This window comes from Haliscomenobacter sp., from assembly GCF_041740695.1.
Taxonomy (GTDB): domain Bacteria; phylum Bacteroidota; class Bacteroidia; order Chitinophagales; family Saprospiraceae; genus Haliscomenobacter.
In genome coordinates, this window is the sequence record NZ_JBGSLK010000069.1 from 45,939 (window position 1) to 70,741 (window position 24,803).

At 47.0% G+C, this 24,803-nt stretch carries 28 protein-coding genes and 3 tRNA genes; 19 read left to right on the forward strand and 12 right to left on the reverse strand.

Annotated elements, in window-relative coordinates:
* The 5 genes from ACEW9O_RS14455 to ACEW9O_RS14475 all read left to right on the forward strand — a co-directional run bounded on the left by ACEW9O_RS14455 (position 1) and on the right by ACEW9O_RS14475 (position 5,042).
* A complete protein-coding gene (locus ACEW9O_RS14455) occupies positions 1-1,254 on the forward strand; it encodes an MFS transporter (RefSeq protein ID WP_373550886.1) in 1,254 nt (417 codons plus the stop codon).
* 5 nt (positions 1,255-1,259) lie between these two features.
* The gene (gene hemW / locus ACEW9O_RS14460; RefSeq protein WP_373550887.1) at positions 1,260-2,405 is read left to right on the forward strand and encodes a radical SAM family heme chaperone HemW; all 1,146 of its coding nucleotides are present in this window, start codon (positions 1,260-1,262) and stop codon (positions 2,403-2,405) included.
* A gap of 67 nt (positions 2,406-2,472) precedes the next feature.
* A complete protein-coding gene (locus tag ACEW9O_RS14465; RefSeq protein ID WP_373550888.1) occupies positions 2,473-2,838 on the forward strand; it encodes a DUF6565 domain-containing protein in 366 nt (121 codons plus the stop codon).
* 96 nt (positions 2,839-2,934) lie between these two features.
* Positions 2,935-3,822: a universal stress protein gene (locus ACEW9O_RS14470; RefSeq protein ID WP_373550889.1), complete on the forward strand. Its 888-nt coding sequence runs from the start codon at positions 2,935-2,937 to the stop codon at positions 3,820-3,822.
* Between the two features lie 155 nt (positions 3,823-3,977).
* Complete coding sequence (locus ACEW9O_RS14475) at positions 3,978-5,042, forward strand: fatty acid desaturase (RefSeq protein WP_373550890.1); 1,065 nt, start codon at positions 3,978-3,980, stop codon at positions 5,040-5,042.
* Between the two features lie 363 nt (positions 5,043-5,405).
* Here the strand turns inward: ACEW9O_RS14475 and ACEW9O_RS14480 are convergent, their stop codons facing one another.
* On the reverse strand, positions 5,406-5,564 hold the full coding sequence (locus tag ACEW9O_RS14480; RefSeq protein WP_373550891.1) for an MmcQ/YjbR family DNA-binding protein: 159 nt from the start codon (positions 5,562-5,564) through the stop codon (positions 5,406-5,408).
* Between the two features lie 100 nt (positions 5,565-5,664).
* Between ACEW9O_RS14480 and ACEW9O_RS14485 the strand changes: the two genes are divergently transcribed.
* On the forward strand, positions 5,665-6,378 hold the full coding sequence (locus ACEW9O_RS14485; RefSeq protein WP_373550892.1) for an alpha/beta fold hydrolase: 714 nt from the start codon (positions 5,665-5,667) through the stop codon (positions 6,376-6,378).
* Between the two features lie 9 nt (positions 6,379-6,387).
* Here the strand turns inward: ACEW9O_RS14485 and ACEW9O_RS14490 are convergent, their stop codons facing one another.
* Complete coding sequence (locus tag ACEW9O_RS14490; RefSeq protein ID WP_373550893.1) at positions 6,388-6,525, reverse strand: hypothetical protein; 138 nt, start codon at positions 6,523-6,525, stop codon at positions 6,388-6,390.
* A 13-nt stretch (positions 6,526-6,538) separates the two neighbouring features.
* Complete coding sequence (locus tag ACEW9O_RS14495) at positions 6,539-6,919, reverse strand: TonB family protein (RefSeq protein ID WP_373550894.1); 381 nt, start codon at positions 6,917-6,919, stop codon at positions 6,539-6,541.
* A gap of 249 nt (positions 6,920-7,168) precedes the next feature.
* On the opposite strand from ACEW9O_RS14495, the gene ACEW9O_RS14500 reads away from it, so the two are divergent.
* A complete protein-coding gene (locus ACEW9O_RS14500) occupies positions 7,169-8,119 on the forward strand; it encodes a GNAT family N-acetyltransferase (RefSeq protein WP_373550895.1) in 951 nt (316 codons plus the stop codon).
* 108 nt (positions 8,120-8,227) lie between these two features.
* Here ACEW9O_RS14500 and ACEW9O_RS14505 read toward each other — a convergent pair whose 3' ends face one another.
* Positions 8,228-8,479, reverse strand: coding sequence for a DUF6814 family protein (locus ACEW9O_RS14505; protein WP_373550896.1), 252 nt, complete (start codon positions 8,477-8,479; stop codon positions 8,228-8,230).
* A 13-nt stretch (positions 8,480-8,492) separates the two neighbouring features.
* Complete coding sequence (locus ACEW9O_RS14510; protein WP_373550897.1) at positions 8,493-10,034, reverse strand: MFS transporter; 1,542 nt, start codon at positions 10,032-10,034, stop codon at positions 8,493-8,495.
* A 142-nt stretch (positions 10,035-10,176) separates the two neighbouring features.
* Here ACEW9O_RS14510 and ACEW9O_RS14515 point away from each other — a divergent pair, with 142 nt between their 5' ends.
* The 4 genes from ACEW9O_RS14515 to ACEW9O_RS14530 all read left to right on the forward strand — a co-directional run bounded on the left by ACEW9O_RS14515 (position 10,177) and on the right by ACEW9O_RS14530 (position 12,709).
* Positions 10,177-10,650, forward strand: a complete 474-nt coding sequence (locus ACEW9O_RS14515; protein WP_373550898.1) for a hypothetical protein — start codon at positions 10,177-10,179, stop codon at positions 10,648-10,650.
* Between the two features lie 119 nt (positions 10,651-10,769).
* Entirely contained in the window at positions 10,770-11,318 is a 549-nt protein-coding gene (locus ACEW9O_RS14520; protein WP_373550899.1) for a carboxymuconolactone decarboxylase family protein, read from the forward strand.
* 101 nt (positions 11,319-11,419) lie between these two features.
* Positions 11,420-11,851, forward strand: coding sequence for an OsmC family protein (locus ACEW9O_RS14525; protein ID WP_373550900.1), 432 nt, complete (start codon positions 11,420-11,422; stop codon positions 11,849-11,851).
* 9 nt (positions 11,852-11,860) lie between these two features.
* On the forward strand, positions 11,861-12,709 hold the full coding sequence (locus tag ACEW9O_RS14530) for a helix-turn-helix domain-containing protein (RefSeq protein ID WP_373550901.1): 849 nt from the start codon (positions 11,861-11,863) through the stop codon (positions 12,707-12,709).
* 8 nt (positions 12,710-12,717) lie between these two features.
* Here the strand turns inward: ACEW9O_RS14530 and ACEW9O_RS14535 are convergent, their stop codons facing one another.
* From ACEW9O_RS14535 to ACEW9O_RS14560, 6 genes are all read right to left on the reverse strand, one after another.
* Entirely contained in the window at positions 12,718-13,404 is a 687-nt protein-coding gene (locus ACEW9O_RS14535) for a lysoplasmalogenase (RefSeq protein WP_373550902.1), read from the reverse strand.
* A 42-nt stretch (positions 13,405-13,446) separates the two neighbouring features.
* The gene (gene murA, locus ACEW9O_RS14540; RefSeq protein WP_373550903.1) at positions 13,447-14,781 is read right to left on the reverse strand and encodes a UDP-N-acetylglucosamine 1-carboxyvinyltransferase; all 1,335 of its coding nucleotides are present in this window, start codon (positions 14,779-14,781) and stop codon (positions 13,447-13,449) included.
* 272 nt (positions 14,782-15,053) lie between these two features.
* Positions 15,054-15,818 (reverse strand): DUF4290 domain-containing protein, encoded by a 765-nt coding sequence (locus tag ACEW9O_RS14545; protein ID WP_373550904.1) that lies wholly within the window; start codon positions 15,816-15,818, stop codon positions 15,054-15,056.
* A gap of 11 nt (positions 15,819-15,829) precedes the next feature.
* Positions 15,830-17,668 (reverse strand): glutamine--fructose-6-phosphate transaminase (isomerizing), encoded by a 1,839-nt coding sequence (glmS, locus tag ACEW9O_RS14550; protein ID WP_373550905.1) that lies wholly within the window; start codon positions 17,666-17,668, stop codon positions 15,830-15,832.
* Positions 17,669-17,814: 146 nt separating this feature from the next.
* A complete protein-coding gene (locus ACEW9O_RS14555) occupies positions 17,815-19,167 on the reverse strand; it encodes a DUF4270 family protein (protein WP_373550906.1) in 1,353 nt (450 codons plus the stop codon).
* Positions 19,168-19,261: 94 nt separating this feature from the next.
* Positions 19,262-20,083, reverse strand: coding sequence for a glycogen/starch synthase (locus tag ACEW9O_RS14560; protein WP_373550907.1), 822 nt, complete (start codon positions 20,081-20,083; stop codon positions 19,262-19,264).
* 190 nt (positions 20,084-20,273) lie between these two features.
* Between ACEW9O_RS14560 and panC the strand changes: the two genes are divergently transcribed.
* The 4 genes from panC (at position 20,274) to ACEW9O_RS14580 (ending at position 22,408) form a co-directional block, all read left to right on the forward strand.
* The gene (gene panC / locus ACEW9O_RS14565) at positions 20,274-21,125 is read left to right on the forward strand and encodes a pantoate--beta-alanine ligase (protein ID WP_373550908.1); all 852 of its coding nucleotides are present in this window, start codon (positions 20,274-20,276) and stop codon (positions 21,123-21,125) included.
* Between the two features lie 98 nt (positions 21,126-21,223).
* Positions 21,224-21,460, forward strand: coding sequence for a hypothetical protein (locus ACEW9O_RS14570; RefSeq protein ID WP_373550909.1), 237 nt, complete (start codon positions 21,224-21,226; stop codon positions 21,458-21,460).
* 5 nt (positions 21,461-21,465) lie between these two features.
* A complete protein-coding gene (locus ACEW9O_RS14575) occupies positions 21,466-21,858 on the forward strand; it encodes an HNH endonuclease (RefSeq protein ID WP_373550910.1) in 393 nt (130 codons plus the stop codon).
* 94 nt (positions 21,859-21,952) lie between these two features.
* Positions 21,953-22,408, forward strand: coding sequence for a hypothetical protein (locus ACEW9O_RS14580; protein WP_373550911.1), 456 nt, complete (start codon positions 21,953-21,955; stop codon positions 22,406-22,408).
* Positions 22,409-22,461: 53 nt separating this feature from the next.
* Here ACEW9O_RS14580 and ACEW9O_RS14585 read toward each other — a convergent pair whose 3' ends face one another.
* Positions 22,462-22,722, reverse strand: a complete 261-nt coding sequence (locus ACEW9O_RS14585) for a UPF0175 family protein (protein WP_373550912.1) — start codon at positions 22,720-22,722, stop codon at positions 22,462-22,464.
* 266 nt (positions 22,723-22,988) lie between these two features.
* Here ACEW9O_RS14585 and ACEW9O_RS14590 point away from each other — a divergent pair.
* The 4 genes from ACEW9O_RS14590 to ACEW9O_RS14605 all read left to right on the forward strand — a co-directional run bounded on the left by ACEW9O_RS14590 (position 22,989) and on the right by ACEW9O_RS14605 (position 24,718).
* Positions 22,989-23,065: transfer RNA gene (locus ACEW9O_RS14590), tRNA-Ile, on the forward strand.
* A gap of 28 nt (positions 23,066-23,093) precedes the next feature.
* Positions 23,094-23,165 (forward strand) — tRNA-Met (locus ACEW9O_RS14595).
* Positions 23,166-23,180: 15 nt separating this feature from the next.
* Positions 23,181-23,252 (forward strand) — tRNA-Gln (locus tag ACEW9O_RS14600).
* 206 nt (positions 23,253-23,458) lie between these two features.
* Complete coding sequence (locus ACEW9O_RS14605) at positions 23,459-24,718, forward strand: leucine-rich repeat domain-containing protein (protein ID WP_373550913.1); 1,260 nt, start codon at positions 23,459-23,461, stop codon at positions 24,716-24,718.
* Positions 24,719-24,803: the final 85 nt, after the last annotated feature.

Sequence of the window (24,803 nt, forward strand, 5' to 3'; positions counted from 1 at the left end):
ATGAGCAAACCACTGACGTCTAAAGTCCTCAATTCTACCGTGATTGTAGCTGGCCTGGGCTATTTCGTGGACATTTACGACTTACAATTGTTCAACATCATAGGCAAAGAAAGCATCCAAAGCCCGGCGGGTTTGAATGTTTCCGACCCATTACAAGTCGCCAATTTGTTTGACAATAACCTCTTTTACTGGCAAATGGCCGGGATGCTGGTAGGTGGTTTGTTTTGGGGCGTATACGGGGATCGCAAAGGGCGTAAATCCATCCTGTTTGGCTCCATTTTGATGTATTCCCTTGCCAATTTGCTCAATGCATTTGTAACCACGGTGGAACAATACCAGGCGGTGCGTTTCCTGGCTGGTTTGGGTTTGGCGGGCGAACTCGGCGCGGCCATTACTTTGGTTTCAGAAATCATGACCAAAGAAAATCGGGGCTGGGGCACGGCCATCATTGTTACCCTCGGTGCATTGGGTGCCGTAGTTGCCGCCATTATCGCCAATTATAAAATTGCCTTCTGGGGCCTGGAAGCCTGGCAAACGGCCTATATCATTGGCGGCGTATTGGGGCTTTTGTTGCTCTTGTTGCGTTTTGGTACTTTTGAATCGGGCATGTTTGAAAAATTGGAAAAGAGCAGTTCCCGAGGGAATTTTTTTCTGTTGTTTCAGGAGCGGGAGCGCTTTTTCAAATACCTGCATTGCATCAGCATCGGATTGCCCGTATGGTTTGTACTCGGAACCTTGATCAAACGAGCACCCGGCTATGCCGAACACATCGGGGTGACTACTCCCATCAGTGTAGCCACAGCGGTGATGATGGCTTATTTGGGGCTATCCATTGGCGATTTGATCAGTGGTTTTTTGAGCCAGGTAATGCGGAGTCGGCGCAAGGTGGTGTTGATTTATTTGGGACTTTCGATGGGCACGACGCTGGTCTATATTTTTAGCCCAGCCATGTCGGCATCGGCGTTTTATATCCTAATCTTTATTCTGGGTGTGAGCACGGGTTATTGGGCTTTGTTTGTGACGATTGCTTCGGAGCAGTTTGGTACCAATATCCGGGCTACGGCTACCACTACGGTGCCCAACTTTGTACGGGGGGCGGTGATTCCGATTGGGATCAGTTTTGCAGCATTGTCGGCTTCAATTAACCTAGTTACCGCAACCCTAGTCGTGGGGGGCGTCTGTTTTGGGCTGGCAGTATTTTCAATTCTGAGCTTGCCGGAGACGTTTGGGAAGAGTTTGGACTACTTAGAGTAAACGCCATGGCTGGAATCTACCTTCACATCCCTTTTTGCAAGCAGGCTTGTCACTATTGCAATTTTCATTTTAGCACTTCGCTGCGGCAGAAGGGGGCGATGGTGGAGGCTATTATGCGTGAATTGGAACTGCAAAAAGACTATCTACAAGGTGCGCCACTGAGTAGTATTTATTTCGGCGGCGGCACTCCCTCCCTGTTGGATGCAGGGGAACTGGAGCAGATTTTTTCCAAAATATATCAGCTCCACAGTGTTCAAGCCGATGCGGAAATCACTTTGGAGGCCAACCCAGATGACCTCAGTCTGGAAAAGCTGCAATCCTTGCGCAACAGCCCCGTCAATCGCTTGAGCATCGGCATCCAGTCTTTTGCCGAGGAAGATTTGCGCTACATGAATCGGGCCCACAACGCCCAGGAGGCTAGGGCTTGTATTGAAAATGCGCTGAGTGTGGGCTTTGAAAACCTTACTCTGGATTTGATTTATGGCGCTCCAACGACTAGTCACGAGCAGTGGGCCAAAAATCTGGACACCATTTTTCAATACCCCATTCCACACCTCTCTGCCTATTGTCTGACGGTGGAGCCCAAAACCGCTCTGGATCATTTTGTGCGCCAGGGCAAAGCCTCCCCGATAGATGAAGAGCACGCCAATGCACAATTTTTATACCTCATGGAGGCGACCCGGGCGCAAGGTTACGAGCATTACGAAATCTCCAATTTTGCCAAACCCGGTCGCTATGCCCGCCACAATTCCAGCTATTGGTTGGGTGAGCCTTATTTGGGCATTGGCCCGTCGGCCCATTCCTTCAATGGCCAGACTCGACAGTGGAATGTGGCCAACAATGCCCAGTATTTAAAAATTTTGAACGAAGGTGATCTCACTCAACTTTCAAATACTGGACTTTTTGAACTGGAAGCACTCAGCCCGGCTACCCGCTACAACGAATACGTAATGACGGGTTTGCGCACCATTTGGGGCTGTGACCTTCAGAAAATTGCCCCCGTTTTTCAGTCTTATTTTTTGGAGAACGTTCAGCCCTTTATTGACAAAGGCCAGGTGCTGGTGCAAAACCACCAATATCGTTTGAGCGCCAGTGGCAAGTTTATGGCGGATTACATCGCCGCACAGCTTTTTTTCATCGAAAATAATTGAGTCTTACTTGCACTTTGTGCTTATTGCTGCACGTTTCGATACAATTTATCACCAAAAACATACTCCAATGAGGATCCTCTTGCTTAGTTTTTGCGCCTTGTTTTTGTTTGCCTGTAGCCAGGAAAGCCGCAAAGATGCTTACATCAAATCTTTCAATGCCTTTATTGAAAAAATAGAAAAAGAAGCGCCCGAGTATACCAAAGCGGATTGGGAAGTTGCGGAGACCGAACTGGATGAATGGACAGGGATCAAACGCCATGAAATCCAGGCTGCCTTGACCAATGAAGACGAAGAGTTTTTGAATAAATTGGAAAACCGCTTTGAATACGCCTATGCCCAATTTCTGAAAGACCGCCTTTTGAATGGGCTCAATAAAACCTTAAAAAATGCCAAAAAAGAAATCCGGGAAGAAGTGGAAAAATTAGTGGAATGACCCACTTTGCCAAGCACTAAAATCATCGCTTCAACTGATCTTCACCATTTACAGTAGCACTCGAATGCGCCTAGCTTTGATGAAAAATCAATAGCCATGACCACATTCAAGCGCACGTTGGTTGCCATGGACTTAAGCGTAATGGATTCAAAATTGTTGGAATGGGTGGGCACGCTGAATAAAAAGCTCGGCTTTCAAAAAGTCTATCTTTTGCATGTGATGCCCGATTTCAGCGCCCCTCAAAATGTTGACATTGAATTCCATTCCTTGTTTTCAGCAGATTATCCCGCCGATGAAAAAGTACGCGATAGATTGGCAGAAGATGTAGAAAAAGCGCTGGGAAAACAACCTGGCTTGGAGCTGTCCATCGAAGTTCGTGAAGGTAAGCCTTACCAAAAAGTAGTCCACCTGAGCGCCGCGAAGGACATTCAATTGTTGGTTATCGGTCGTAAAAAGCACAGCGAAGGTAGTGGCATCAGTGCGCGCAGAATTACCCGTGCTGCGAAATGCAACGTGTTGGTTGTGCCGGAGAATAGCCAGGCAAAATTGCAGCACATTCTGGTGCCAGTTGACTTTTCAGAGCTATCGGCTAAAGCCTTGCGCATCGCACTCGACATTGCCTTGAAAAACACCAACACCAGAGTTACTGCGCTGTATGTCATGGACTTGCCGCCGAGCAATGCTTTTGATCGACCTTACGCCAATGCGGGCCTACAACAATTATTGAAGAATGCAGCAAGAGAGGCTTTTGAAAAGTTCCTGACCGAATTCGCCGATAAAACCCCCTTTACGCTTGCAGAAGTAATCGTTGACAATGTTTTCAACAATACGGCCCGGCACATCAGCAATTATGCCTTGACTCAAGAAGTAGATATGGTCATCATGGGTGCACAGGGACATAGCAACTGGGAAAACCTGTGGTTTGGCAGTGTAACAGAAAAGGTGGTCGAGACGGCAAGTTGCCCGGTTTTAGTGGTTCGGTAACGCTTAGAATTTGGAGTAAATGCCTAATTCTGTCCAATCTATTCTGGGTTCCATAGTAGGACTTATCATTAGATCACGTAGCTTTGACCTTAGACTGTTGTGAACAGATCATGCTCTGTTCATAAACTATTAATTCTGTCAAACGTTAATCGTGTATGTCCGAACAACAAATCAATGACGAGTTGCGGCAGCGACTCAAAAATTGGCCAACTTTGTTTCATAAGTACGCTCAGGCCAATACCAAGAAAGCAGTGCTGCAAATGATCACTACTTTTTTGCCTTACATTGGACTCTGGGCTTTAATGTACTGGAGTACCTTTTATTCTTGGTGGCTTACCTTTGGTTTGGCTGCCATCAACGCATTTTTCCTCGTGCGCATTTTTATCATTCAGCACGATTGTGGTCACCGCTCTTTTTTTAACAATCAGTTGGCGAACAAAATCATTGGCTGGTTTTGTAGTTTTTTCAGCACCATCCCCTATTCCTACTGGGCTGGGGTACATAATTTCCACCATGGTCACAGCGGTCAATTGGAGGTTGAAGTCCGCGACATCGGCGATCTGATGGTCATGACCGTAGAAGAATACCGGAAAGCATCTTTCTGGCAGCGCGTTGGCTATCGCATTTACCGCTGGCCCATCGTTACCTTTGTGATCGCTCCGGTGATCTATTTAGGGTTATACAACCGGATTCCATTGGTGAATCTGAGTGGCTGGAAAAAAATCCATACCCAATTGCACCTCAATAATTTGGCACTTTTGGCCTGTTACCTGCTCCTAGGTTGGGCCCTGGGCTGGCAGCGCTTTTTGTTCATCCAATTGAGCATTGTGTTCCTGTTTGGGATCATTGCCATGTGGTTCTTCTATGTGCAACACCAGCACGAGGATGCTTACAAAGAATGGAAAAGCAAGTGGGAGTACGTGCTTTCGGCGGTTAAAGGCAGTACCTATTACAAATTGCCCCGCTTGGTGCAATGGCTGACGGGCAATATTGGTTATCACCACATCCACCACCTCAATTCCAAAATTCCGAATTACCACCTGGAGCGTTGCGCCAAAGACAATGCGTTCCTGGATAAATACATCACTACGGTGACTTTTTGGGAAAGTTTGAAATTGATGCACAACAAACTTTGGTGTGAAGAGACCAAACGGATGATTACGTTCCTGGAGTTTTACCACCGGGAGTATGTGCGCAATTTGCAAATGCAAAGGGCGTAGGTTTTAGTTTCCCAAAGCGACTTTTTTGAGCATAAAGGACACTAAGGCAGCACAAAGGGCACAAAGTTAGACGTTGACGACGCTTTCTTTGTGCCCTTTGTGCTTCCTTGGTGTCCTTTGTGCTTTAAAATATGCCGCTTTGGTATGGCTCTGATATCCTCGGTGGTACTATTCCAAACTCGCCAACTCCGCTTGCACTTTCTTCGGCAATTTAGCCCTTACCAATGCATACGCTTTTTGAACATACCCCTGCCATTCCCCATCACTGAGGCAATCAAAATCGCTCACCTGCACCCACTTGAATTTTGCCCCACCGTAAGGGGCCGGGACGATGCCTTCCCGCTCACAGATTTCCTCAAACTCCTACTCGTCTACTTTAAAATTGGCCTTATCCAGATTTTTTACGTTGGAACTACAAAAGACCTTGCCCATCACCATGAAGCAAAGCTGATCGCCGTATTTGATGCCTTCGCTGGTGCCCGGTAGGGAAAGACAAAGCTCGCGGAGTTGTTCGATGTGCATAGGCAAGGATTGTTTTGAGAAAAGAGTCCGCAAGATTCGGGTTTTCAGCATGGTGCTTTTATCCGAATTTTGAACCATCAAATTTACAACAATCCATTGTATGAAAACATTCATTTTGATCCACGGGTCATGGCATGGCTCCTGGAACTGGCACCGTGTTGTGCCGATTTTGGAAAACCTGGGGCATCGGGCTATTCCTTTAGATTTGCCCGGCATGGGTCGCGACAAAACGCCAGTGCAGGAAGTCACTTTAGAAAAAAGTGTGCAAGCCGTTTGTGACTGCATTGACGCCATAGCAGGCCAGGTTGTTTTGGTGGGCCATAGCAAAAATGGCATTGTCATATCCCAGGTAGCTGAATATCGCCCTGAAAAGATCGAAAAACTGGTGTATTTGGCCGCCTACCTGATCCCCAACGGAAAAACCCAGCGCGAATATTCCATCCAGGATACGGAAGGGGTGTTGAAACCATATGTCAAACTGCACGAAAACGGGAAAACTTCTACCCTCGATCCCGCCATTTACCACGAAGGTTTGTACGCCGATTGTGACCCTCACATTGAACAATTGGCGCGGGTGCTGCTCAGCCCTGAGCCAATCGAAACAGGAATGACGCCCCTTCAACTGAGCCCTGAAAAATTTGGCTCGGTACCCCGCGTATACATCGAATGCACCCTCGATAAAGCCGTCACACCCTTCATTCAACGCAAGATGTACCAGGAAATGCCTTGTGAAAAGGTGTACTCTATGGAGACCAGCCATTCGCCTTTTTTTAGCAAACCTGCTGAATTGGTGGAAATTTTACTGGATTTTTAAGCGGAATACCTACTCGATACGAATGCGGATGGGTAAATTCATCACTGTTCTGGTCGGCATCCCTCTTTGCCGCCCAGGAATCCAGTTTGGCATTTTGGCGACTAGTTTAAGGTAGGCGGCGTCAATGTTAGTGTCGATGCTCTTCATTATTTTAGAGTATTCATTCCAGGCGAAATCTGATGGGCAAATTCATTTCGATTGCTACCGGAATACCTTCTTTGGTGGTGCCAGGTATCCAATTGGGCATTTTTTGTACTACTTGAATACCCATTGCATCACAAGCAGGATGCAAACTTTTTGCGATTTCCGCTGAACTCACTTTCCCGGTTTTTTCAATCATAATTTTTACAACAACAATACCTTCAACACATGAATTTTCTAGTCCTTTAGGCCATTCTACATGATCAGCAATGAATTGTAGCATTTGTTCCTGCCCACCGGGGTACCTAGGGACATGATTAAAATACTCCGGCATGGCGCAAATCAAAATACTTTCCTCAGAAGCTTCTTCACAAGGCTGGGGAGAAATAGGCGATTCCATATCCTCCAATAATTCACACGACGATAGCACGAGCAGTAGCACCAGGCTACTCACCCCAAGAAGGTTTATCCGCATTGTTTTTGAATTGAAGTTGAGCTAAAAAAAGCTACATGGGTAAAGATGAAGTGTAATTCTATTTTGGTGTGCGGCACTCATTTTTTGTAAAAATCAAACCCCAAAATTTGCACAAATCAAAATAAAAACTAGTTTTGTAACTGGTTACGTAACTTAAATAAAAAACGCTCCACCATGTCATTTTTCGAACAAACTGGCAAAAAAGCCATCGGCACCCGCCTGCGGCGTTTGAGTGAATGGATCACCGAGGATGCTGCCCAGATTTACACCCTTTACGGCGTGAACTTACAACCCAAGTGGTTCCCAGTGTATTACGTGCTATCGGGTGGGGAAGCGAAAACCATCACTGGTATCGCCGAAGAAATTGAGCACTCCCATGTTTCGGTCAGCAAAATCATCCGCGAAATGGCCAAAAGTGGCCTGATTGCCTTTGGCAGCGACGAGAATGATGCCCGCAAAAACCTGGTTAGCCTTTCCGAACTGGGCCTGGCCATCAATGCTAAAATTGCGCCCCAATTTGAAGATGTAGACAACGCCATCGGGGCCATGATGGCCCAAAGCAACCACGACTTGTGGAAGGCCATCGAAGAATGGGAATTTTTACTCAGCCAAAAATCATTGTTGCAGCGGGTGATCGAACAGCGCAAGGCGCGCGAAAGCCAGGCGGTAAAAATTGTGGACTACAACTCCACGTACCAACAAGCTTTTCGGGATTTGAACGCCGAGTGGATCACCCAATACTTCAAAATGGAGGCTGCCGATTACCAGGCGCTAGATCATCCCCAAAGTTATATTTTGGACAAAGGAGGGTATATTTTGGTGGCATTGTACCAGGATCAACCAGTCGGGGTCTGTGCTTTGATCAAAAAAGACCACCCCGTATTTGACTATGAGCTGGGGAAAATGGCGGTCAGCCCAGCGGCGCAAGGCAAAAACATCGGTTTTTTGCTGGGCAAAGCGATCCTGGACAAAGCTCGGACACTGGGGGCCAAGAAGGTATTTTTGGAAAGCAATACCCTCCTCAAACCGGCGATCAGTTTGTATTACAAGTTGGGTTTTGAAAAAATCAGTGGATATCCTTCGCCTTATGAGCGGAGTAATATTCAGATGGTGGTAGAGTTGTGAGCACCAAAGCCTCAAAACTACCAGCGCGATATTTTTTTAGCACAAAGGAAAAAAAAGAGGACACAATGTGCACAAAGTTAGACGTTGACGTTGCTTTGCTTGATGCCCTCACTCGACGCCTCGTTCCTCATCCAGGTGGTCATAATCCCCCTGCCAGGCATAGTAGCCCATCAGTGACATCCCTGCGGCAATGGGCACAAAAATGGTCAGGATAATGATCCAGAACGTGTAAGTTTCCTGGCTTGCCGGAACCGCAGCGTTTGGTGACAGTTCCCTCATGGCCTCTATGATCCCAAAGATGATGCCCGCCGGGCCTAAAACCATCCAAACCAAGCCAAGTATTCTTTTGATTGCGTTCATCGCTCGTCTATTTTTAATCCTCTACGTTGGGATCGATTTTGTTGGATAAATACACCGCACCAATGACCAGGCAAAGGAATGCAATCACAATTGGCCACCACAAACCCGCATAAGGATCGCCCATACTGGTGGTCAAACGGGTGGCGATATAGGGCGTGAGCCCACCAAAAATCCCGTTGCCGATGTGGTAGGGCAGCGACATGGAGCTGTAGCGGATGCGCGTGGGAAAAATTTCCACCAGGAATGCGGCAATTGGGCCATAAACCATCGTTACATACAACACCTGAATGACAATCAGGAGAATCATCATCCAAAAACCATTCGTGCTGAGGGTTACTTCTTTGGTGACTACTGGTGCGGGCGCAGTGGCCGCAGCATCGATCAATTGAGTGGTTTTGGTCGTTTCTTTGTAGGTCGTCCCGTCGGTATAAGCTTTGCTGAGCACGGCAGTGGTGATGGTTCCCGCTTTTACCTTTTCACTGCTATTCACATTCGAGGTTTGGGTGGTGATTTCTTGCTTTTGAGTCAAGTCCGCCAAACCATACATGGCTTTGTAAATAGGTCGATAGCTTACAATCGCCAGCAACATGCCCGCTAGCATGATGTACTTGCGCCCAATTTTATCACTCAACCAGCCAAAGAGCACAAATGCCGGGGTGGCAATCGCCAGGGCAATCAGGATGATGTTGCGCGCTTGGACAAACTCGATGCTACAGGTTTTTTCGATAAAAGACAAGGCATAAAACTGTCCCGTGTACCAAACCACACCTTGCCCCATCGTGGCGCCAAACAAGGCCAGCAAAACCATCTTCATGTTGGCGCGTTTGGTGAAGGAATCTTTTAGTGGGTTGGCGGACACCTTACCTTCCGCCTTGATTTTGCGAAACAGTGGCGACTCGTTCATGCGCAAACGGATGTAAATCGAGATGCCGATCAAAAACGCCGATACGAGGAATGGAATCCGCCAGCCCCATTCACCAAAACTGGCTACCCCCATGGAGTTGCGCGTAAAAAGGATTACGCCCAAAGCGAGGAACAGACCCAGGGTAGCCGTGGTTTGAATCCAACTGGTGTAAAACCCGCGTTGATGGGCGGGCGAGTGCTCGGCCACATAGGTGGCTGCGCCCCCGTATTCACCACCGAGTGCCAGCCCTTGTAACAAGCGCAGGAGCAAAACCAGCAGCGGTGCCGCCGCGCCAATGGCCGCATAACTGGGCACCAAACCAATGGCAAAAGTAGAGCCCCCCATGATGATCAGGGTCAGTAAAAAGGTGTATTTCCGACCGACCAGGTCCCCCAAACGGCCAAAGACGAGTGCCCCAAATGGACGGACAATGAAACCCGCTGCAAAAGTAGCCAGTACCGAAAGGTAGGCAGCGGTAGGGTTGCTAGCTGGAAAAAATTTGGTGGAAATGATCGTCGCCAGTGCTCCAAAAATGTAGAAGTCGTACCATTCGATCAAAGTGCCTACCGATGAGGCCAGAATTACTGCCCGAATGGTCTTCTTTTCTTCCGTGGTCAAGTCTACGGGTTTTGCGGTTGGTGTGCTTGTCATGTTTATAGTTTCAATAATTTTCAATGTTAGAAAATTATTTCCATTCACCCAAATAACCTCTCGGCGTTTTGTTGTCTTTTTTGCAAGCAGCAAAAAAGTAGCTCAGTTTGCCTACCTTTGCGCAGTTTTTATCAAAAATGTCATGCAAGAAATATCCAACGCACAAAAGCTCCGTTTGGAGTTGTTATGGTGGCTGCTTACGGGCTTATTTTTGGCCCTGGTATTGGCGCCCGTCTACATATACACGGAGGGCTATCCATTTTGGAGGGTCAACATCATTTACATCGTCACCTTTGTCACCGTGGCGCGTTACATTTTTTTATTACCCACCACCTTTTTAGCCAAAATGCAGTGGTTGAAAGTGGCTTTGATTTGTGGGACCATCCCGGCCATTTTTTTGCTCATTCAGGAAATGAACCGTTTTCAGGTTTTTTTGGACTACAACGAGCCAGAAGATTTGGTAGGGCTGCTGCCCATTGAAACCTCCCGGACCATGGTGAAATATGTGCGCAATGAGTTTATACTATTTGGGGTAGGGAGCGTCATTACATTGGTGATTCTGCCTTTCAGGATGATTCGCTCGGTGTGGCGGTACCGGAATACGGGGCAGCCGTAAAAACAAAGATGGGAAGAATTGATAAATCTAGAGGGAATATCGCCTAACTTTTTGGCTCTTTTCCCCTGCATCTTTGTGTCATCAAAAAACAGATTTACCATCATCAAAAATCTCAAACGATGACACACTTCAATGTTCCAACCCGTGATCAAGTTTCGGCCAACAATCAGGCTATTTTCGATAACCTGCAAAAAGGCCTGGGTTTTGTACCTAATCTGTACGCCACTTTTGCGCTGAATGAAACCGCGTTAGGAGATTACCTTACCCTGCAAAACCGCAAAAGCACCCTGCGCGCAAAAGAACGTGAAGTGATCAACCTGGTGGTAAGTCAGGTAAATGAATGTCTATACTGCTTGAGCGCGCATACCGCCCTGGGTAAAATGCACGGCTTTAGCGAAGATCAAATTTTGGAAATCCGTACGGGTGAAGTTGCTTTTGATGCCAAACTGGATGCACTAGCCAAATTTACGAAAGACCTGACCATCAAGCGGGGTAAACCTGCTCCTGAATCAATTGAAAAATTATTGGCAGCGGGTTATACTCAAGCCAATGTCATTGACATCATTATCGTTGTTGGAGACAAAATCATCTCCAATTTTATACACGGGGTAACGCAAATTCCGATCGACTTCCCGGTTGCGGTGGAGCTGGAAGTTGCCAGCGTTTAAACTATTTGAAGGAAAATTGGTAAGAGTAGGGGCGAAATTGGTAAGTTGCTTCAGCAATTTTGCCCCTATTTTTACAGGGTCAAAAAAAGAAACATCAAGTCATGGCAACCAAAATCAACATCAAAAACCTGTCCACTGGTTTTCAATCCATCATTTCCAATGGCCGTCATTCCATCCTTAGTGATGAACCTATTGCGAGCAAAGGCACCGATCAGGGTTTTTCGCCGGAAGACTTATTATTGGCGGCATTAGCGGCGTGTAAAGTTGCCACAGTGCGGTTCATTGCGCGTAAAAATGGCTGGGAGATTCGAGAGGTAGATGCCCAACTGGAAATGTCGGTCAAGCGCGGCCCCGATCGAAGTTTGGCCTCCCAGGTAAAAGTTGCGCTCAAGATTGAAGGTGATCTTACCGAAGATCAACGCGCAGAACTTTTTAAACAAGCCGACAATTGTTACATTCATCGCATGATCAAAGGGGAATGGGAGATTGGCGAGGCAACACCATTAGTTGAAACCAGCGAAGTGATTTCCTAAAATAGCCTTATGCGTTACGAGTACCGAGAATCCACTTCAGGAGGGCAATTTTTGATGACCATTAATGAGCAGGACTTTACCCGCTATTTTTTTCAGGAGCAGGACAAAAAATTCAATGCCCTGATCTGGAATCGGGGTAAATCACAGCGGATCAGTGTGGACGAACAGCGCTTTGAAGTGCCTGAAAATACCTTTATTGCGCTCAATGTTAGCCATTCTTTTCGCTTGGAGCGTTCGGAGGATGCGGTGATCTGGCAGTTCAACCGGGAGTTTTATTGCATCATTACCCACGACGCTGAGGTTTCTTGTTCTGGTTTGTTGTTTTATGGCTGGCGAGAAACCAATGCCATTTTTTTGGACGAGAAATTCACCCGGAGCTTCAGCATTCTGGTGGAAGTTTTCCGGGATGAATTTGACACGCGGGACAACATTCAAGGAGAGATGTTGAGGGTATTGCTCAAACGCCTCATCATTAAGCTGACCCGACTGATCAAGGAACAATCGCCCATTGGCCAATTGGACAATCCAGATCTGGACACCATCCGACAATTCAATCTATTGGTTGAAATGAATTACAAAAAAATCCACCAGGTCCAGGATTATGCCAACCTGATGTTCAAGTCCCCTAAAACCCTGAGCAACCTGTTCTCAAAATTCAATGATAAAAGCCCCTTGCAAATCATCGCCAACCGTATTTTCCTGGAAAGCAAAAGACTAATGTTGTACACTGATTTGTCCGCAGGTGAAGTTGGGTATGAGTTGGGGTTTTCAGAACCCGCGCATTTTAGCCGCTTTTTTAAAAAGATGGCCGGGCAGACGCCGTCGGAGTTTAAAAAAGAGTCAATGAACCTTCGATAGTTGTGCATTTAATTGCGCATCCCCTTCGCCCCCCAATAAATCAGATACTGCGCAACAATGTAAGTGAGCATGATCGCAAAGGATGCTCCAGGAAAAGAACTGGCGAACTTATTCACCGCGATCAAACTATCCGAAAGCACAAACAGAATGGTGCCGATACTCAGGTAGGTACGATAAGGCTTGGTGATTAGAGGCCATAAATTGTGCGCACTCGCCGTCATCACAATGATCACCAAACTATACGCCGTAACCGGAATCCGCAAATCACCTAAACCCGGCCAAAGGATGTACATCAAAATACCCCAAAACAACAAAAAGGGCACTAATAGCCAGGGCTTTTGTTGAATCAGCCCCGTACGTTTGCCTTTACAGTGCCAAAATGCCGCTATAAAAAACAGGTGAGCCACCAAAAAACATCCCAATCCGAGGATGAAAAAAGGTACTTTTTGCCCCCAGGCACTCGAAACCATCATCAGGAGCAAATCTCCAAACCAGGAAAAAAGGAAGGCCCCGGCGATTAGACGGTCAAAGCGGGTTTTTAACAAGGTGGTGGATTGCCAGGCCACCAACAACGGCAACAACAAGAGTGGCTTGGTCAGATAGTTGAGCATACTAGCGTCGAGAAGCGTAGAGGCTAAATTGCCAATGGATGCGATGGCAAAAACGAGGAGAATGGTTTTTTCTTTGGTTTGCATGGCAGGACTGAATTAGGAATAAAATATTTTGCCCTAAAATACTTAAACCCGCGCAATCTGCGCCCCAATATTCTTCAATCGTTGCTCAATAAACTGATAACCCCGGTCAATCTGGTTCACGTTGTGGATCACACTTTTGCCTTTGGCGGAAAGTGCGGCAATTAAAAGCGCTACCCCGGCACGAATATCCGGCGAGGTCATCGAGATTCCCCGCAGCGGCTGCCGACGGTCGAGGCCAATCACGGTGGCCCGGTGGGGGTCACAAAGGATGATCTGCGCGCCCATATCGATCAGTTTGTCCACGAAGAACAGGCGGCTTTCAAACATTTTTTGGTGGATGAGCACACTGCCGCGGGCCTGCGTAGCCACCACCAGCATGATGCTCATGAGGTCGGGGGTGAAGCCCGGCCAGGGTGCATCGTAAATGGTCATGATCGAGCCATCGATGAAACTCTGGATTTCGTAATGCTCTTGGGCGGGAATGCGAATGTTATCGCCCTGAATCTCCAGCTCAATGCCCATCCGTTCAAACATATGGGGGATGATGCCCAAATCGGCTACTCCGGCCCCGGTGATGGTCAGATCGGACTGGGTCATGGCGGCCAAGCCGATGAAACTACCCACTTCAATCATGTCGGGCAGCATGCGGTGTTCGGCACCGCCTAGGCTTTCTACGCCTTCGATGATCAACAGATTGGAGCCCACGCCACTGATGCGGGCGCCCATGCGGTTGAGCAACTTGCACAACTGTTGGACGTAAGGTTCACAAGCGGCGTTGTAGATGGTGGTGGTGCCTTTGGCCAGTACTGCCGCCATCACGACATTGGCGGTACCCGTCACCGAAATTTCATCCATGAGGATATAGGTGCCGCGTAGCGCTTTGGCTTCTACAAAATAAACGTTGAGCTCTGCATCAAATTTGAACTCGGCACCCAGGGACTGCAAGCCCAGGAAGTGCGTATCCAAACGGCGGCGACCAATTTTATCACCACCCGGTTTGGGCAAAAAGGCTTTGCCAAAACGCGCCAGCAGCGGGCCAATCAGCATGACTGAGCCGCGAATTCTACTCGCTTTGTTGAGGAATTCTGCCGAATTGAGGTAGATCAGATCAATTTCGTCGGCCTGAAAAGTATAGGTATCAGCACTGGTTTTTTCCACTTTTACGCCAAGTCCTTCCAGGAGCTCAATGAGGAGGAGCACGTCCTGAATTTGTGGCACATTGGCAATGGTAACTTTTTCAGCGGAGAGCAAGGGGGCGCACAAGACCTGGAGCGCTTCGTTTTTAGCTCCTTGGGGCACTATTTCACCGGACAGCTGCTGGCCGCCGATGACTTCAAAAGCGTCGAGATTCATTTCTGAAAGGGTTCCTAGGAACATGAGCCACTCCGAATTTTTGAAAAGCCAAAATCCAGCTAAAAATCTAATCGCGGAGCGATTGAATTTTGAATAGCCCCGGTCGTCCGGGGTTAATAGTAGGGTCAAATTGGTTACAACCACGGGAGTGGTTGAACTCAACTGAGCGAAAGTTCAACCACTCCCGTGGTTGCGAAACCTTTTGCTACTGAAATGACCCCGGACGACCGGGGCTATTCAAAATTCAACCGCTTTCGCGGTTCGTTTTCCCAAAAATTCGGGATGACGCATGTTCCTTATTTCCGTTTATTGTTCCTTTGTTGCTTAAAACCGCCATTGTTGTTGTTCTGCTGGCGACCACCGTAGGAGGCGCGACCACCGCCACCACCACCACCATTGTTGCTACGCTGCTGGCGATTGTTGCTGCCACCCTGGTTGTTGTTGGGCCGGCGGCGGGTGTTGTTCATGTTGTTGCCTTGGAACGCAGGCGTCAGGTTTTCGATGGAACCCAACTCATCCAAGGACAATTGGCCTTGAGAGATGATCTCCAGGTCGGTTTTGATGACGTCGTCGCTGACAAAATGCTCCTTATTCCAGGTGCGGTAAGCCAGCTTCATGTAAGAGGCAATGGTGGCTACGAAGCCATTGCGCTTGGGGCCTGGTTCCATCTCCAGCGCGCGACGAATCAGGCGTTGCACGTTGTTGCCATAATGGCGAAAACCTGGCTCGGCGGTTGGGTAATTGACCTTGTCCGGTTTTCGGTTGTCGTCCGCTTCCGATGGTGTAATGCCATTGGGGGGCGTTACGCGCAGGTCGTAATTGGCAATTTTAAAAACGTGGCGCCAAAGTTTGACGCGGTAATCTTCCAGGTTCCGGTTTTGAGGGTGCATCATCATCATCATGTTGACGATTTCCTCTACAACTTGTTGGCGGGCGCGATCATCCGCTATTTCTTTGGCGTAAAGTATCATGTTTTGTACATTTCTCCCATATTCGGGGATGATTAGCTCATCCTTTTGAGAGTTGTACCCCATGGTAGTTACGGCTTCTCTGTTGTTCATATTTGTGGTTGCTATTCTACCGTGACTGATTTGGCCAGGTTGCGTGGTTGATCTACGTTACATCCTCTCATTACTGCAATGTAATACGAAAGCAATTGTAGCGGAATCACCGACAGCAGGGGCGAAAGCGGGTCTTCGGTTTCTGGTATTTCAATGGTATAATCTGCAATCCGGCTAATGGTATTGTCGCCTTCTGGCACTATCGCAATGACTCTGCCTTTGCGTGCTTTGACCTCTTGGATATTGCTGACGATTTTATCGTAGGCGCTGCGATTGGTAGCAATGACAATGACTGGCATGTTTTCATCGATGAGCGCAATTGGGCCATGTTTCATTTCCGCAGCCGGATAACCTTCGGCGTGGATGTAGGAAATTTCTTTTAGCTTGAGTGCTCCTTCCAGCGCAACCGGAAAATTGTACCCCCGACCCAAATAAATGGCGTTGGTGTGGTCTTTGATTTCCGCTGCAATATACTTGATCTTATCGTCTTGTTGCAATACCCTTTTAATCTTTTCTGGGATTTGGGTCAATTCCACAATCAATTTACGATAATATTGTTCTGAAATGGTTCCACGGTGGTGCGCCAGGTACAAGGCCATGAGGGTCAGCAGGGTAACTTGCCCGGTAAATGCCTTGGTGGACGCTACGCCAATTTCTGGTCCCGCGTGGATGTACGAGCCCGCATGGGTGGTACGCGCAATGGAAGATCCCACCGAATTGACAATCCCGTACAGAAACGCTCCTTTCTCTTTGGCGATTTCCAAAGCGGCCAGGGTATCGGCAGTTTCACCCGATTGAGAAATGGCAATGACCACGTCTTTTTCAGAAATAACCGGATTGCGGTAACGAAACTCAGAAGCGTATTCCACTTCCACTTGGATCCGCGCCAGGTCTTCAAAAAGGTATTCTCCAATCAAACCCGCGTGCCAGGAGGTACCGCAGCCAATCATCACAAAACGTTTGGCCTTGGAAATTTTGGAAGCGTAATCGGCCAGGCCACCCAGGTGAATCCAGCCCTCATCCGCATTGATGCGCCCCCGCATACAATCGCGGAGGGTATTGGGCTGTTCGTGGATTTCCTTGAGCATGAAATAATCGTAGCCGCCTTTTTCCAGCAACTCGATCTTCATGTCCAATTCATGGATGAAGGGCGTTTGTTTTTCGTTGTTGATGCTCCGAATGTCGTAGCGTCCGTCGCGGTGCAATACCGCAATTTCCTCGTCATTGAGGTAAATCACCCGATTGGTATGCTCCACAATAGGTGTGGCATCGGAGGCCAGGAAAAACTCTTGATCACCCAGGCCCAGCACAAGTGGACTGGCTTTGCGGGCAGCCACCAATTTATTGGGATCCTGCTGATCCATCACCACAATCGCATAGGCACCAACCACTCGGGTAAGTGCCAGGCGCACTGCTTCTTCCAGGGGGAGTTGATCTCGGTCTTGTACGGCCTGAATCAAGTTGACCAAAACTTCCGTATCCGTATCGCTGTGAAAAACGTGTCCTTCTTTCAGGAGCGCCGTTTTTAACAAATCGTAATTTTCAATGATGCCATTGTGCACCAAGGCCAAACGGCCATTGGAAGAAAGGTGGGGGTGGGCATTTACGTCATTGGGTTCGCCGTGGGTGGCCCAACGGGTATGTCCAATGCCAATGGAAGCATGAAGTGGTTTTCCCTCCGTGAATGCTTCCAGGTCACTGACCTTTCCTTTTTTTTTGTATACCAGTAAGTCGCCGTTGTGAAGGGCAACTCCCGAGCTGTCGTATCCACGGTACTCCAGTCTCTTAAGTCCTTTGATGAGTTTTGGGTAGGCTTCCGCAGCGCCTAAATAAGCGACGATTCCACACATGTTTTACTAGCTATTAAGTGAAAAATGATAAGTGAAAAGTGAAGAGTGAAAAATAGGCTACCGCAGTGACTTGTTAAGCATTACATGTCAAGGTCACTGCGGTAGCTTATTTTTCACTTTTCACTCTTCACTTTTCACTTTTTTTATCACTGCCCAAGTTGGGTATAATACAACTTCAATTTTGCACCATGCAGAGGATGATCGGCCCGGTACAGGGTGGTTCTTGCGGCTGATTCGGCTAGAGGGAAAGCCTTGAGGTAAATGTCGTTAGGTACTTTCCCTGTAAGTATGTTTTGAACGTGTGCGCTCAGGTTAATAGTATATGTGCCTGGTTCATTGTTTGTTCCACTGACGTAAGCCCCGCCATAATAGGGATCGAGACTACCCGCTTGTGAGGCAATGTCAAAATCTTCAACTACGGTGAGTCGACCTTTGTCATTGCGGTACATGGCGAGGATACGGGGGCTTGGGGTAAAAAAGACCGACTCGTCACCTGGAACATTGGCTACTTTGAGTACCAATTCCGCTTTGTTGACAATGACGTTTTTCAGGTTTTTGAGGCCTGGGATAGAAAACTTACTATTGGCACCTTCTTGTCCCTGGAGCAGGATGTATTCCTGATCGGGCTCACCCGCCAGGTATTTGCCCAATAAACTGGTGCCCCGATCGCGGGTAATGGAGTTCGCGGCTACAAAGCCAAAAACATAGCGGTATTCCTGGACACTACCCGTAGCGGTTTTGTAATACAGGTACAAACCTGCACGGGTGGATGTAAGGTCAAATGCGGCCAAGGCTTTGCCGATATTGCTGGTGCTCAGTTGCAAACCATATAAGGCTTGAATGAATTTCACCCGGTTTTTGTACACGGAGGTATCAAGCCCTACCAATCTGGACTGAAACTCAGCATCGGTGAAGCGGACACGCAATTGTGGCGGTACTTTGCTGTCAACCGCTACACCCGTTGAATAATCTTTGATGGTGATTGAGTCGTAACTGACGGCAAAAGATTTGGCCTGCATGACGGCAGGTTTTACAGTCAATTTTTGATTGCTGTAATAATTCTTGTCCAAAGCAAAGGAGTCGGCCAATTCCCGGATCTCCAGGTCGTAGCGCTGGGCTTTATCGCCATAGATATTCGCAGTGGAGTAAGGGAGTACCAATACCAGTGAATCCACCGTAATGTTCAAACCTGGATATACCTGCAAAGCAGGAACGATTTGGGTTTGGATGGCGACATCCGTCAAGCCCATAATTGGGTCATTCATTTTACCCAAAAAATACCTGGAAAGAAACCCACTTGAGGCAGAAGTAGGAATGCTGTATACCAATAGAGAGTCGCCAGGCACAGCCGTGGTGTTGATTTTAAAAGTATCTACAGTTTGAACGTTGACCAAGTCTTCATCCAACAAACCTGAACCCGTATCGATGGGGTTGGTACAGGAAAAAACAGTAACCAGGCTCAAGCCTAAAACAGTCAGGTAAAAACTAAAATGCTTCATGGTGAAGTGTAAAAATTAATCCAAATGAAATACATCGATCTGAGTGTATGGTTCAATCAGATCGATGTAAAAAGAGATTTGAGCAGTGTAGCGCTTATTCTGCCACAATCTGGCTCATTAAAGTTTGGTAGAATTCCATAATTTCAGGCAAGTCCTCGGGACTTTGGCCATTGATCACCGGTTTATCGGTTTGGGCCAAAATCGCCTGGATTTCCTCGTTGTAGCTGTGGCTGCCTTTGACCACTCCATCGGCAAAAGCAATGGCCCCTTTGTGAAGGCTTACTGCTCCATCCGTTTGGTAATCGGCCAGTTCTTCGGCGGAGATGTTGTTGATGCCTGCTTTAGCCAAAAAGGTCTCCAGACTGAAAGAATCTTCCAGTGCTTCGTTGTACACCGAGTAAACTACTTTGGTGTTGAGAAACAAAGGGTCACTTTTGTAGGCAGACTTGAGGTAAAACGGAATCAAACTGGTCATTGGCCCCAGGCAATGTACAACATCGGGTGGCCAACCAAATTTTTTCACGGTTTCGATGACACCCTTGCAGAAAAACACGGCCCGATCGGCATTGTCATCAAAAGGAACCCCACTATCGTCTACAAAAATCGATTTGCGTCGGAAGAAGTCGTCATTGTCTAAAAAGTAGATTTGCATACGCGCTTCTTGCAACGAGGCCACCTTGATGATGAGTGGGTAATCGTCATCGTCGACAATAATGTTCATCCCGGAAAGCCTCACCACTTCGTGGAGTCGATGCCTTCGTTCGTTGATAGAACCAAACCTTGGCATTAACACCCTGATTTCCAGCCCGTTTTCCTGGATGTGTTGTGGCAATTTTCGAGCCATAGCTGCAATCTCAGAAGCGACGGTATAAGGCTCCATTTCTTGCGTCACAATCAGCACTTTCTTCTTACTCATATAGCCGGGACATTATTTTGCCCTGTTTTTACCTCTGTACAACAGATTTTTGACAAGGCAACTACGAACGAGTTGCAAAATTAAGAAATATTGAGCACTTTTCCTTACTAATGAGCAACTTGTTTCCAAGTCATCACTAAATTGCGCCAATTTTCTTATCCACAATAATAATAACACTTTATTGCCAACGATGTTTTTGCACCAGACCCTTAGTGAACTTCAGCAGTACCTCAATTCTCGCCGCCGATTGGGCGAGACGATTGGATTTGCACCAACCATGGGTGCCCTTCATTCAGGCCACCTCGATTTGATTCGCCACAGCAAAGCGCACAATGCTTGTACAGTGTGCAGCATTTTTGTGAATCCTACGCAATTCAATGATCCCAAAGATTTGGAAAAATATCCGCGTACACCAGACAAAGACTTCCAACTCTTGGAATCGGTTGGTACCGAAGTGCTTTTTATGCCCCCGGTAGCGGAAATTTATCCGCCGGGCCTGGAAACGACCTTACAACTGGAGTTGGGGCAATTGGACAAAGTCATGGAAGGTGCCTTTCGCCCCGGGCATTTTCAGGGCATGGCGCAGGTAGTCAAACGCCTGCTCGACATCGTGCAACCCGACCGACTGTACATGGGGCAAAAAGATTTTCAACAGTTCAGCATCGTCGGGCACATGATCCGGCAATTGGATTTGCCCGTAGAGTTGGTGATGGTGCCCACCGTGCGGGAAGCGGATGGTTTGGCGATGAGCTCGCGGAATGTACGCCTGAGTCCGGAACAGCGCATGGCGGCTCCGGTGATTTTCCAGACTTTGAGTTGGGCTAAAACACAGTTGGGAATTTTACCGATTGCGGACATTGAAGCAGAGGCAATGCAGAGGTTGAGTTTACCGGACTTTCGGCCCGAGTATTTTCAAATTGTAGATGGGCAGACTTTGCTGCCAGTTGTTGATCCAGCGGAGCATGCGTGGATTGTAGCTTGTGTGGCGAGCTGGGTGGGGGAAGTGCGGTTGATTGATAATTTGGGGTTGAAACCTGCTTGATGATCATAGAATCAGCAAAGCGGCAATGCTCCTAGTGGTGAGTCTGATTACTTGCATCTTACTTCAAATTCATTTATTTTGTAGAAAAATTGTTCCTTATGGTGCTTACACGTTTTTTTGATGAAGTGATTGATTTTTTGACTTCTTTTCCCAGGCCAGAGGACATTGTGGCCTTCAAGCCTTCGCTTGCACTACAATCTCGTGCTGAAGATTTGTTAGAGAAAAAACGTGAGGGTACTTTGACTGTTGATGAAAACCGTGAATTGGACTACTTCATGGTTATTGAACACTTGATGCGCATGGCTAAAGCTCGGGCGCGCCAGCGTCTTGCTTAAGACTTATGGGAGCGTACATTCCAGATCGACTGAGGGCTTTGGTGACCATTCGAGCAGAACACAGGTGTGAGTATTGTAAGGCACATGAAGATGATTCCTTCTTGGGCTTCCAGGTCGATCACATCATTAGTATAAAACATGGGGGTGAAACGGAAGCAGAAAATCTGGCTTGGTCGTGTTTTGCTTGCAACAATAATAAAGGCAGTGATGTGGGGACTGTTTTGCTACCTGAGAATCGATTCATTCGTTTATACAATCCCAGAAGTGATCATTGGAGCGAACACTTCGAGTTGCTAGACTATGTTTTTTATGCAAAATCAGAAATTGGAGAAGCGACAATTAAGGTATTGAAATTGAATGATGTGGAAAGGGTGATGGAACGGCAATTGTGGTTTTGAGAGGGCAACAAATAAGCTGATCGGCACAAAAATTGAACCCTCTCTAAAAGCGGCCACCTGGCAACAAAAACGACCAATAATCCAAAGCAAAACCATGCAAATACCAGGCACACATAACATCGAAAATTTCTTCTTCACCGCTATCACTTGGCATGAAGTCAGTGCTAAAATCATATCTACTAATCTTGATCTTATCCGCCAATCCCTCAACCAGAATATTTCCCTTCGTTCCTATGGCACCAGCGTCCACGAAATCGCCTATATTTTTGTAGCGTTGCGCCCTACCAACACCTTACATGGCGAAATGATGCGCTACTACAAAGCCAAAAAGGAAGTTTTCATCCAGAAAAAACTACCGTTTGAATTGGTGGGAGCATATTCCGAAGCCAAAGTACTTTCTTTAATTGCCAATGCCTATCTACAAAGCCTACAAGATTTGAGCAAGCGCAAAATCAGCGATTTTGATAGCAAGCAACTGTGTACCGATGTTCAGCAATTGTTTCAAGCAGAAGGATGGTTAACTGTGCTGGAAAAAGAGGCAATTGGATGAGTGGGTGAGGTCTAGTATTAAGCCTCTTATTATCGGCGATTAGAAGCATTGCTTTACAACTTTTCTAAAAATGCTAAATCAGCCATTACGTCATCGATCTCCAACAACGAAATCGGAATATTCAACTTTGCCAAAGCTTTCTCAAAATCTAGCCGATGATACCCCGCTACGTCTGCCGCTTTAGCCAGGCTGAGTTTACCATGCTCATAAAAGCCGATTGCTGCCCATAGTTTCAACTCTTCCCCAAATTCATTTGGCGATTTATTCAGGGAAATCAGGATGGAAGGATCAACTTGCAGTGGTATTTGGATCATGGTAGCTTCATTTAAAGTACCCAAGTTAAACGTACTTCTGGATTATCGCAACTGATCGGCGATAAGAGGAAGACAGAGCGTGAAAAAAATTACCTCCCTCGGGAACTCTTTCCCATCCCTCATGGTTAGTGGGGCATAACCTTTAAAAATGATGATTCTTCACAACATTCGCATCCACATTCAACGACAACGCTAATCGCCACTTCGCTCAGGCCCACGCCGCTGAAGTGAAGCAGTGGCGATTCAATTTCAATTCATTTCAATTTCTTGGTGTAGCTCAATTGGTTAGAGCACTGACCTGATACGTCAGGGGCTGGAAGTTCAAGTCTTTCCATCTAGACCACCGGCTTGTTGCGCAACAAGCCCAACACTGCGCGGTAGTATAAGGGTTAGTACGTGGGACTCATGATCCCAAGTTAGGAGTTCGAATCTCCTCTGCGCGTCTATTTTGAGTTTTTTGACCAGTCGTCCAATGGTGAGGATACTTGAGTTTGAGTCAAGTGATGTAGGTTCGAATCCTGCCTGGTTAGCTGAATTGTTTGAAGAAAAAGCCTTATTCTACTGGATTTCCGCAAGAATAGGGCTTTTTTATTGGGAAATTGTAAAATTTTTTGTTTATTTTGTTGTCATCTTAGGACGCTTGTTGCGCTTAATTGTTGGGAAATTTCTTGGAAAGGTCTAAGTCTTTTTTGATTTCTAAGAAGAAGCTGTTTATGGCTTCGCAACAACTGCTTTTATGAACTTCAAACCGATTCTTTGGACTTACGAGCCACGTAAGGACGGCAGCTGTGCCGTCAAAATTTATGGCAAAAAGAAATACTTCCAGACCGGAGTCGCGGTGGATCCACAGCAATGGGACGAGAAAAACGGCAAGGTGCTGCGCGCCCACCCGCTGCACGCCCAAATGAACGCCCTGATCCACGCCAAAATCCTGGAGCTGGAAAAGAACCTGCTGGAGGGCAACGAGCTACCTACCAAAACCAACCTGAAAGCCCAGGCGGCCCAGGCCAAAAAATCCAACATCGTGGAATTCATCCAGGCGCACATCGATGAGGTGGCCAAGGGTGTACACGAGGTGAGCCCTGGCACCCTGGCCCACTACGAATCGCTGATCCTGCGCCTGACCCAATTTGCCCAACATCGCGGCGTGCCCCACTGGACCTGGAGCGACATCAACCTCAGCTGGTACGGCGACTTCTGGCAATTCCTCAATCAATCCTTTGGCATTCAAAAAACCGGGGGCTTTGCCAACCACATCAAGTTTTTGAAAAAATTCATGACCCTAGCCAAAAGGGAAAAGCTCCATCAAAACGAGGTCCACTACGAGCCGGAGTTTAAAGTGCACAAGTCCAAAGAGCAAAAAATCTACCTGACCGAACAGGAGGTGGAAACCATCGAAAACCTCGACCTCTCCAGCATGCCCTGGCTGGAGGTGGAGCGCGACCGCTGGATGGTTTGCTACTATTTTCTGCTGCGCTACCAGGATGGGCAGGACCACAGGCCTTTAGCCGATTTATTCCAGTTGCAAAAACTTGATATCTTTTCTAAAGAAATTGTTGATTTAAGCCCATTGAAGGGTTTAATCAATTTAAATGAACTTTCAATATATTCCTTTAAAATTAATGACTTAAGCCATTTGTCAGGATTAATTAATTTGCAAAGCTTAAGTCTTTTTAAAGTTGAAGTAATGGATTTAAGGCCATTAAAAAATATGATTAATTTAGAATATCTCAATATACAAGAAACCAAAGTTCATGATTTGAGCCCTTTAAAAAGCTTAACAAAATTACAAACCCTCTCAGCCGATAATACACTGATACAAGATTTAACTCCATTAGCCAATTTATTCAATCTAAGGGAGCTCAACTTGTATAAGTCGCAAGTAAACGATTTAACCCCATTAAGTAGGTTGTATAAGTTGGAGATATTAAATGTCAACGACCATACTACTGGACATTTTTACAAAAAGGCTTCCTTTGCGGTTTTAACAAGCTAAAGACATGCCTTAAAAATTCAAGGAGGGAAAAACACTTTTTGGTCAAGACGCTCAATCCTTCCCTAAAAATAGAGACCTCCAGGGT

Excerpts from the sequence above, each read along its gene's own strand:
- murA (WP_373550903.1), bottom strand. The coding sequence starts at position 14,781 with ATGTTCCTAGGAACCCTTTCAGAAATGAATCTCGACGCTTTTGAAGTC.
- ACEW9O_RS14515 (WP_373550898.1), top strand. The coding sequence starts at position 10,177 with ATGCAAGAAATATCCAACGCACAAAAGCTCCGTTTGGAGTTGTTATGG.
- panC (WP_373550908.1), top strand. The coding sequence starts at position 20,274 with ATGTTTTTGCACCAGACCCTTAGTGAACTTCAGCAGTACCTCAATTCT.
- ACEW9O_RS14490 (WP_373550893.1), bottom strand. The coding sequence starts at position 6,525 with ATGAAGAGCATCGACACTAACATTGACGCCGCCTACCTTAAACTAGTC.
- ACEW9O_RS14505 (WP_373550896.1), bottom strand. The coding sequence starts at position 8,479 with ATGAACGCAATCAAAAGAATACTTGGCTTGGTTTGGATGGTTTTAGGC.
- ACEW9O_RS14455 (WP_373550886.1), top strand. The coding sequence starts at position 1 with ATGAGCAAACCACTGACGTCTAAAGTCCTCAATTCTACCGTGATTGTA.
- ACEW9O_RS14465 (WP_373550888.1), top strand. The coding sequence starts at position 2,473 with ATGAGGATCCTCTTGCTTAGTTTTTGCGCCTTGTTTTTGTTTGCCTGT.
- ACEW9O_RS14475 (WP_373550890.1), top strand. The coding sequence starts at position 3,978 with ATGTCCGAACAACAAATCAATGACGAGTTGCGGCAGCGACTCAAAAAT.
- ACEW9O_RS14570 (WP_373550909.1), top strand. The coding sequence starts at position 21,224 with ATGGTGCTTACACGTTTTTTTGATGAAGTGATTGATTTTTTGACTTCT.
- ACEW9O_RS14560 (WP_373550907.1), bottom strand. The coding sequence starts at position 20,083 with ATGAGTAAGAAGAAAGTGCTGATTGTGACGCAAGAAATGGAGCCTTAT.
- ACEW9O_RS14535 (WP_373550902.1), bottom strand. The coding sequence starts at position 13,404 with ATGCAAACCAAAGAAAAAACCATTCTCCTCGTTTTTGCCATCGCATCC.
- ACEW9O_RS14580 (WP_373550911.1), top strand. The coding sequence starts at position 21,953 with ATGCAAATACCAGGCACACATAACATCGAAAATTTCTTCTTCACCGCT.
- ACEW9O_RS14500 (WP_373550895.1), top strand. The coding sequence starts at position 7,169 with ATGTCATTTTTCGAACAAACTGGCAAAAAAGCCATCGGCACCCGCCTG.
- ACEW9O_RS14525 (WP_373550900.1), top strand. The coding sequence starts at position 11,420 with ATGGCAACCAAAATCAACATCAAAAACCTGTCCACTGGTTTTCAATCC.
- ACEW9O_RS14605 (WP_373550913.1), top strand. The coding sequence starts at position 23,459 with ATGAACTTCAAACCGATTCTTTGGACTTACGAGCCACGTAAGGACGGC.
- ACEW9O_RS14530 (WP_373550901.1), top strand. The coding sequence starts at position 11,861 with ATGCGTTACGAGTACCGAGAATCCACTTCAGGAGGGCAATTTTTGATG.
- ACEW9O_RS14555 (WP_373550906.1), bottom strand. The coding sequence starts at position 19,167 with ATGAAGCATTTTAGTTTTTACCTGACTGTTTTAGGCTTGAGCCTGGTT.
- ACEW9O_RS14545 (WP_373550904.1), bottom strand. The coding sequence starts at position 15,818 with ATGAACAACAGAGAAGCCGTAACTACCATGGGGTACAACTCTCAAAAG.
- glmS (WP_373550905.1), bottom strand. The coding sequence starts at position 17,668 with ATGTGTGGAATCGTCGCTTATTTAGGCGCTGCGGAAGCCTACCCAAAA.
- ACEW9O_RS14495 (WP_373550894.1), bottom strand. The coding sequence starts at position 6,919 with ATGGAATCGCCTATTTCTCCCCAGCCTTGTGAAGAAGCTTCTGAGGAA.
- ACEW9O_RS14520 (WP_373550899.1), top strand. The coding sequence starts at position 10,770 with ATGACACACTTCAATGTTCCAACCCGTGATCAAGTTTCGGCCAACAAT.
- ACEW9O_RS14470 (WP_373550889.1), top strand. The coding sequence starts at position 2,935 with ATGACCACATTCAAGCGCACGTTGGTTGCCATGGACTTAAGCGTAATG.
- ACEW9O_RS14510 (WP_373550897.1), bottom strand. The coding sequence starts at position 10,034 with ATGACAAGCACACCAACCGCAAAACCCGTAGACTTGACCACGGAAGAA.
- ACEW9O_RS14485 (WP_373550892.1), top strand. The coding sequence starts at position 5,665 with ATGAAAACATTCATTTTGATCCACGGGTCATGGCATGGCTCCTGGAAC.
- ACEW9O_RS14585 (WP_373550912.1), bottom strand. The coding sequence starts at position 22,722 with ATGATCCAAATACCACTGCAAGTTGATCCTTCCATCCTGATTTCCCTG.
- ACEW9O_RS14575 (WP_373550910.1), top strand. The coding sequence starts at position 21,466 with ATGGGAGCGTACATTCCAGATCGACTGAGGGCTTTGGTGACCATTCGA.
- hemW (WP_373550887.1), top strand. The coding sequence starts at position 1,260 with ATGGCTGGAATCTACCTTCACATCCCTTTTTGCAAGCAGGCTTGTCAC.
- ACEW9O_RS14480 (WP_373550891.1), bottom strand. The coding sequence starts at position 5,564 with ATGCACATCGAACAACTCCGCGAGCTTTGTCTTTCCCTACCGGGCACC.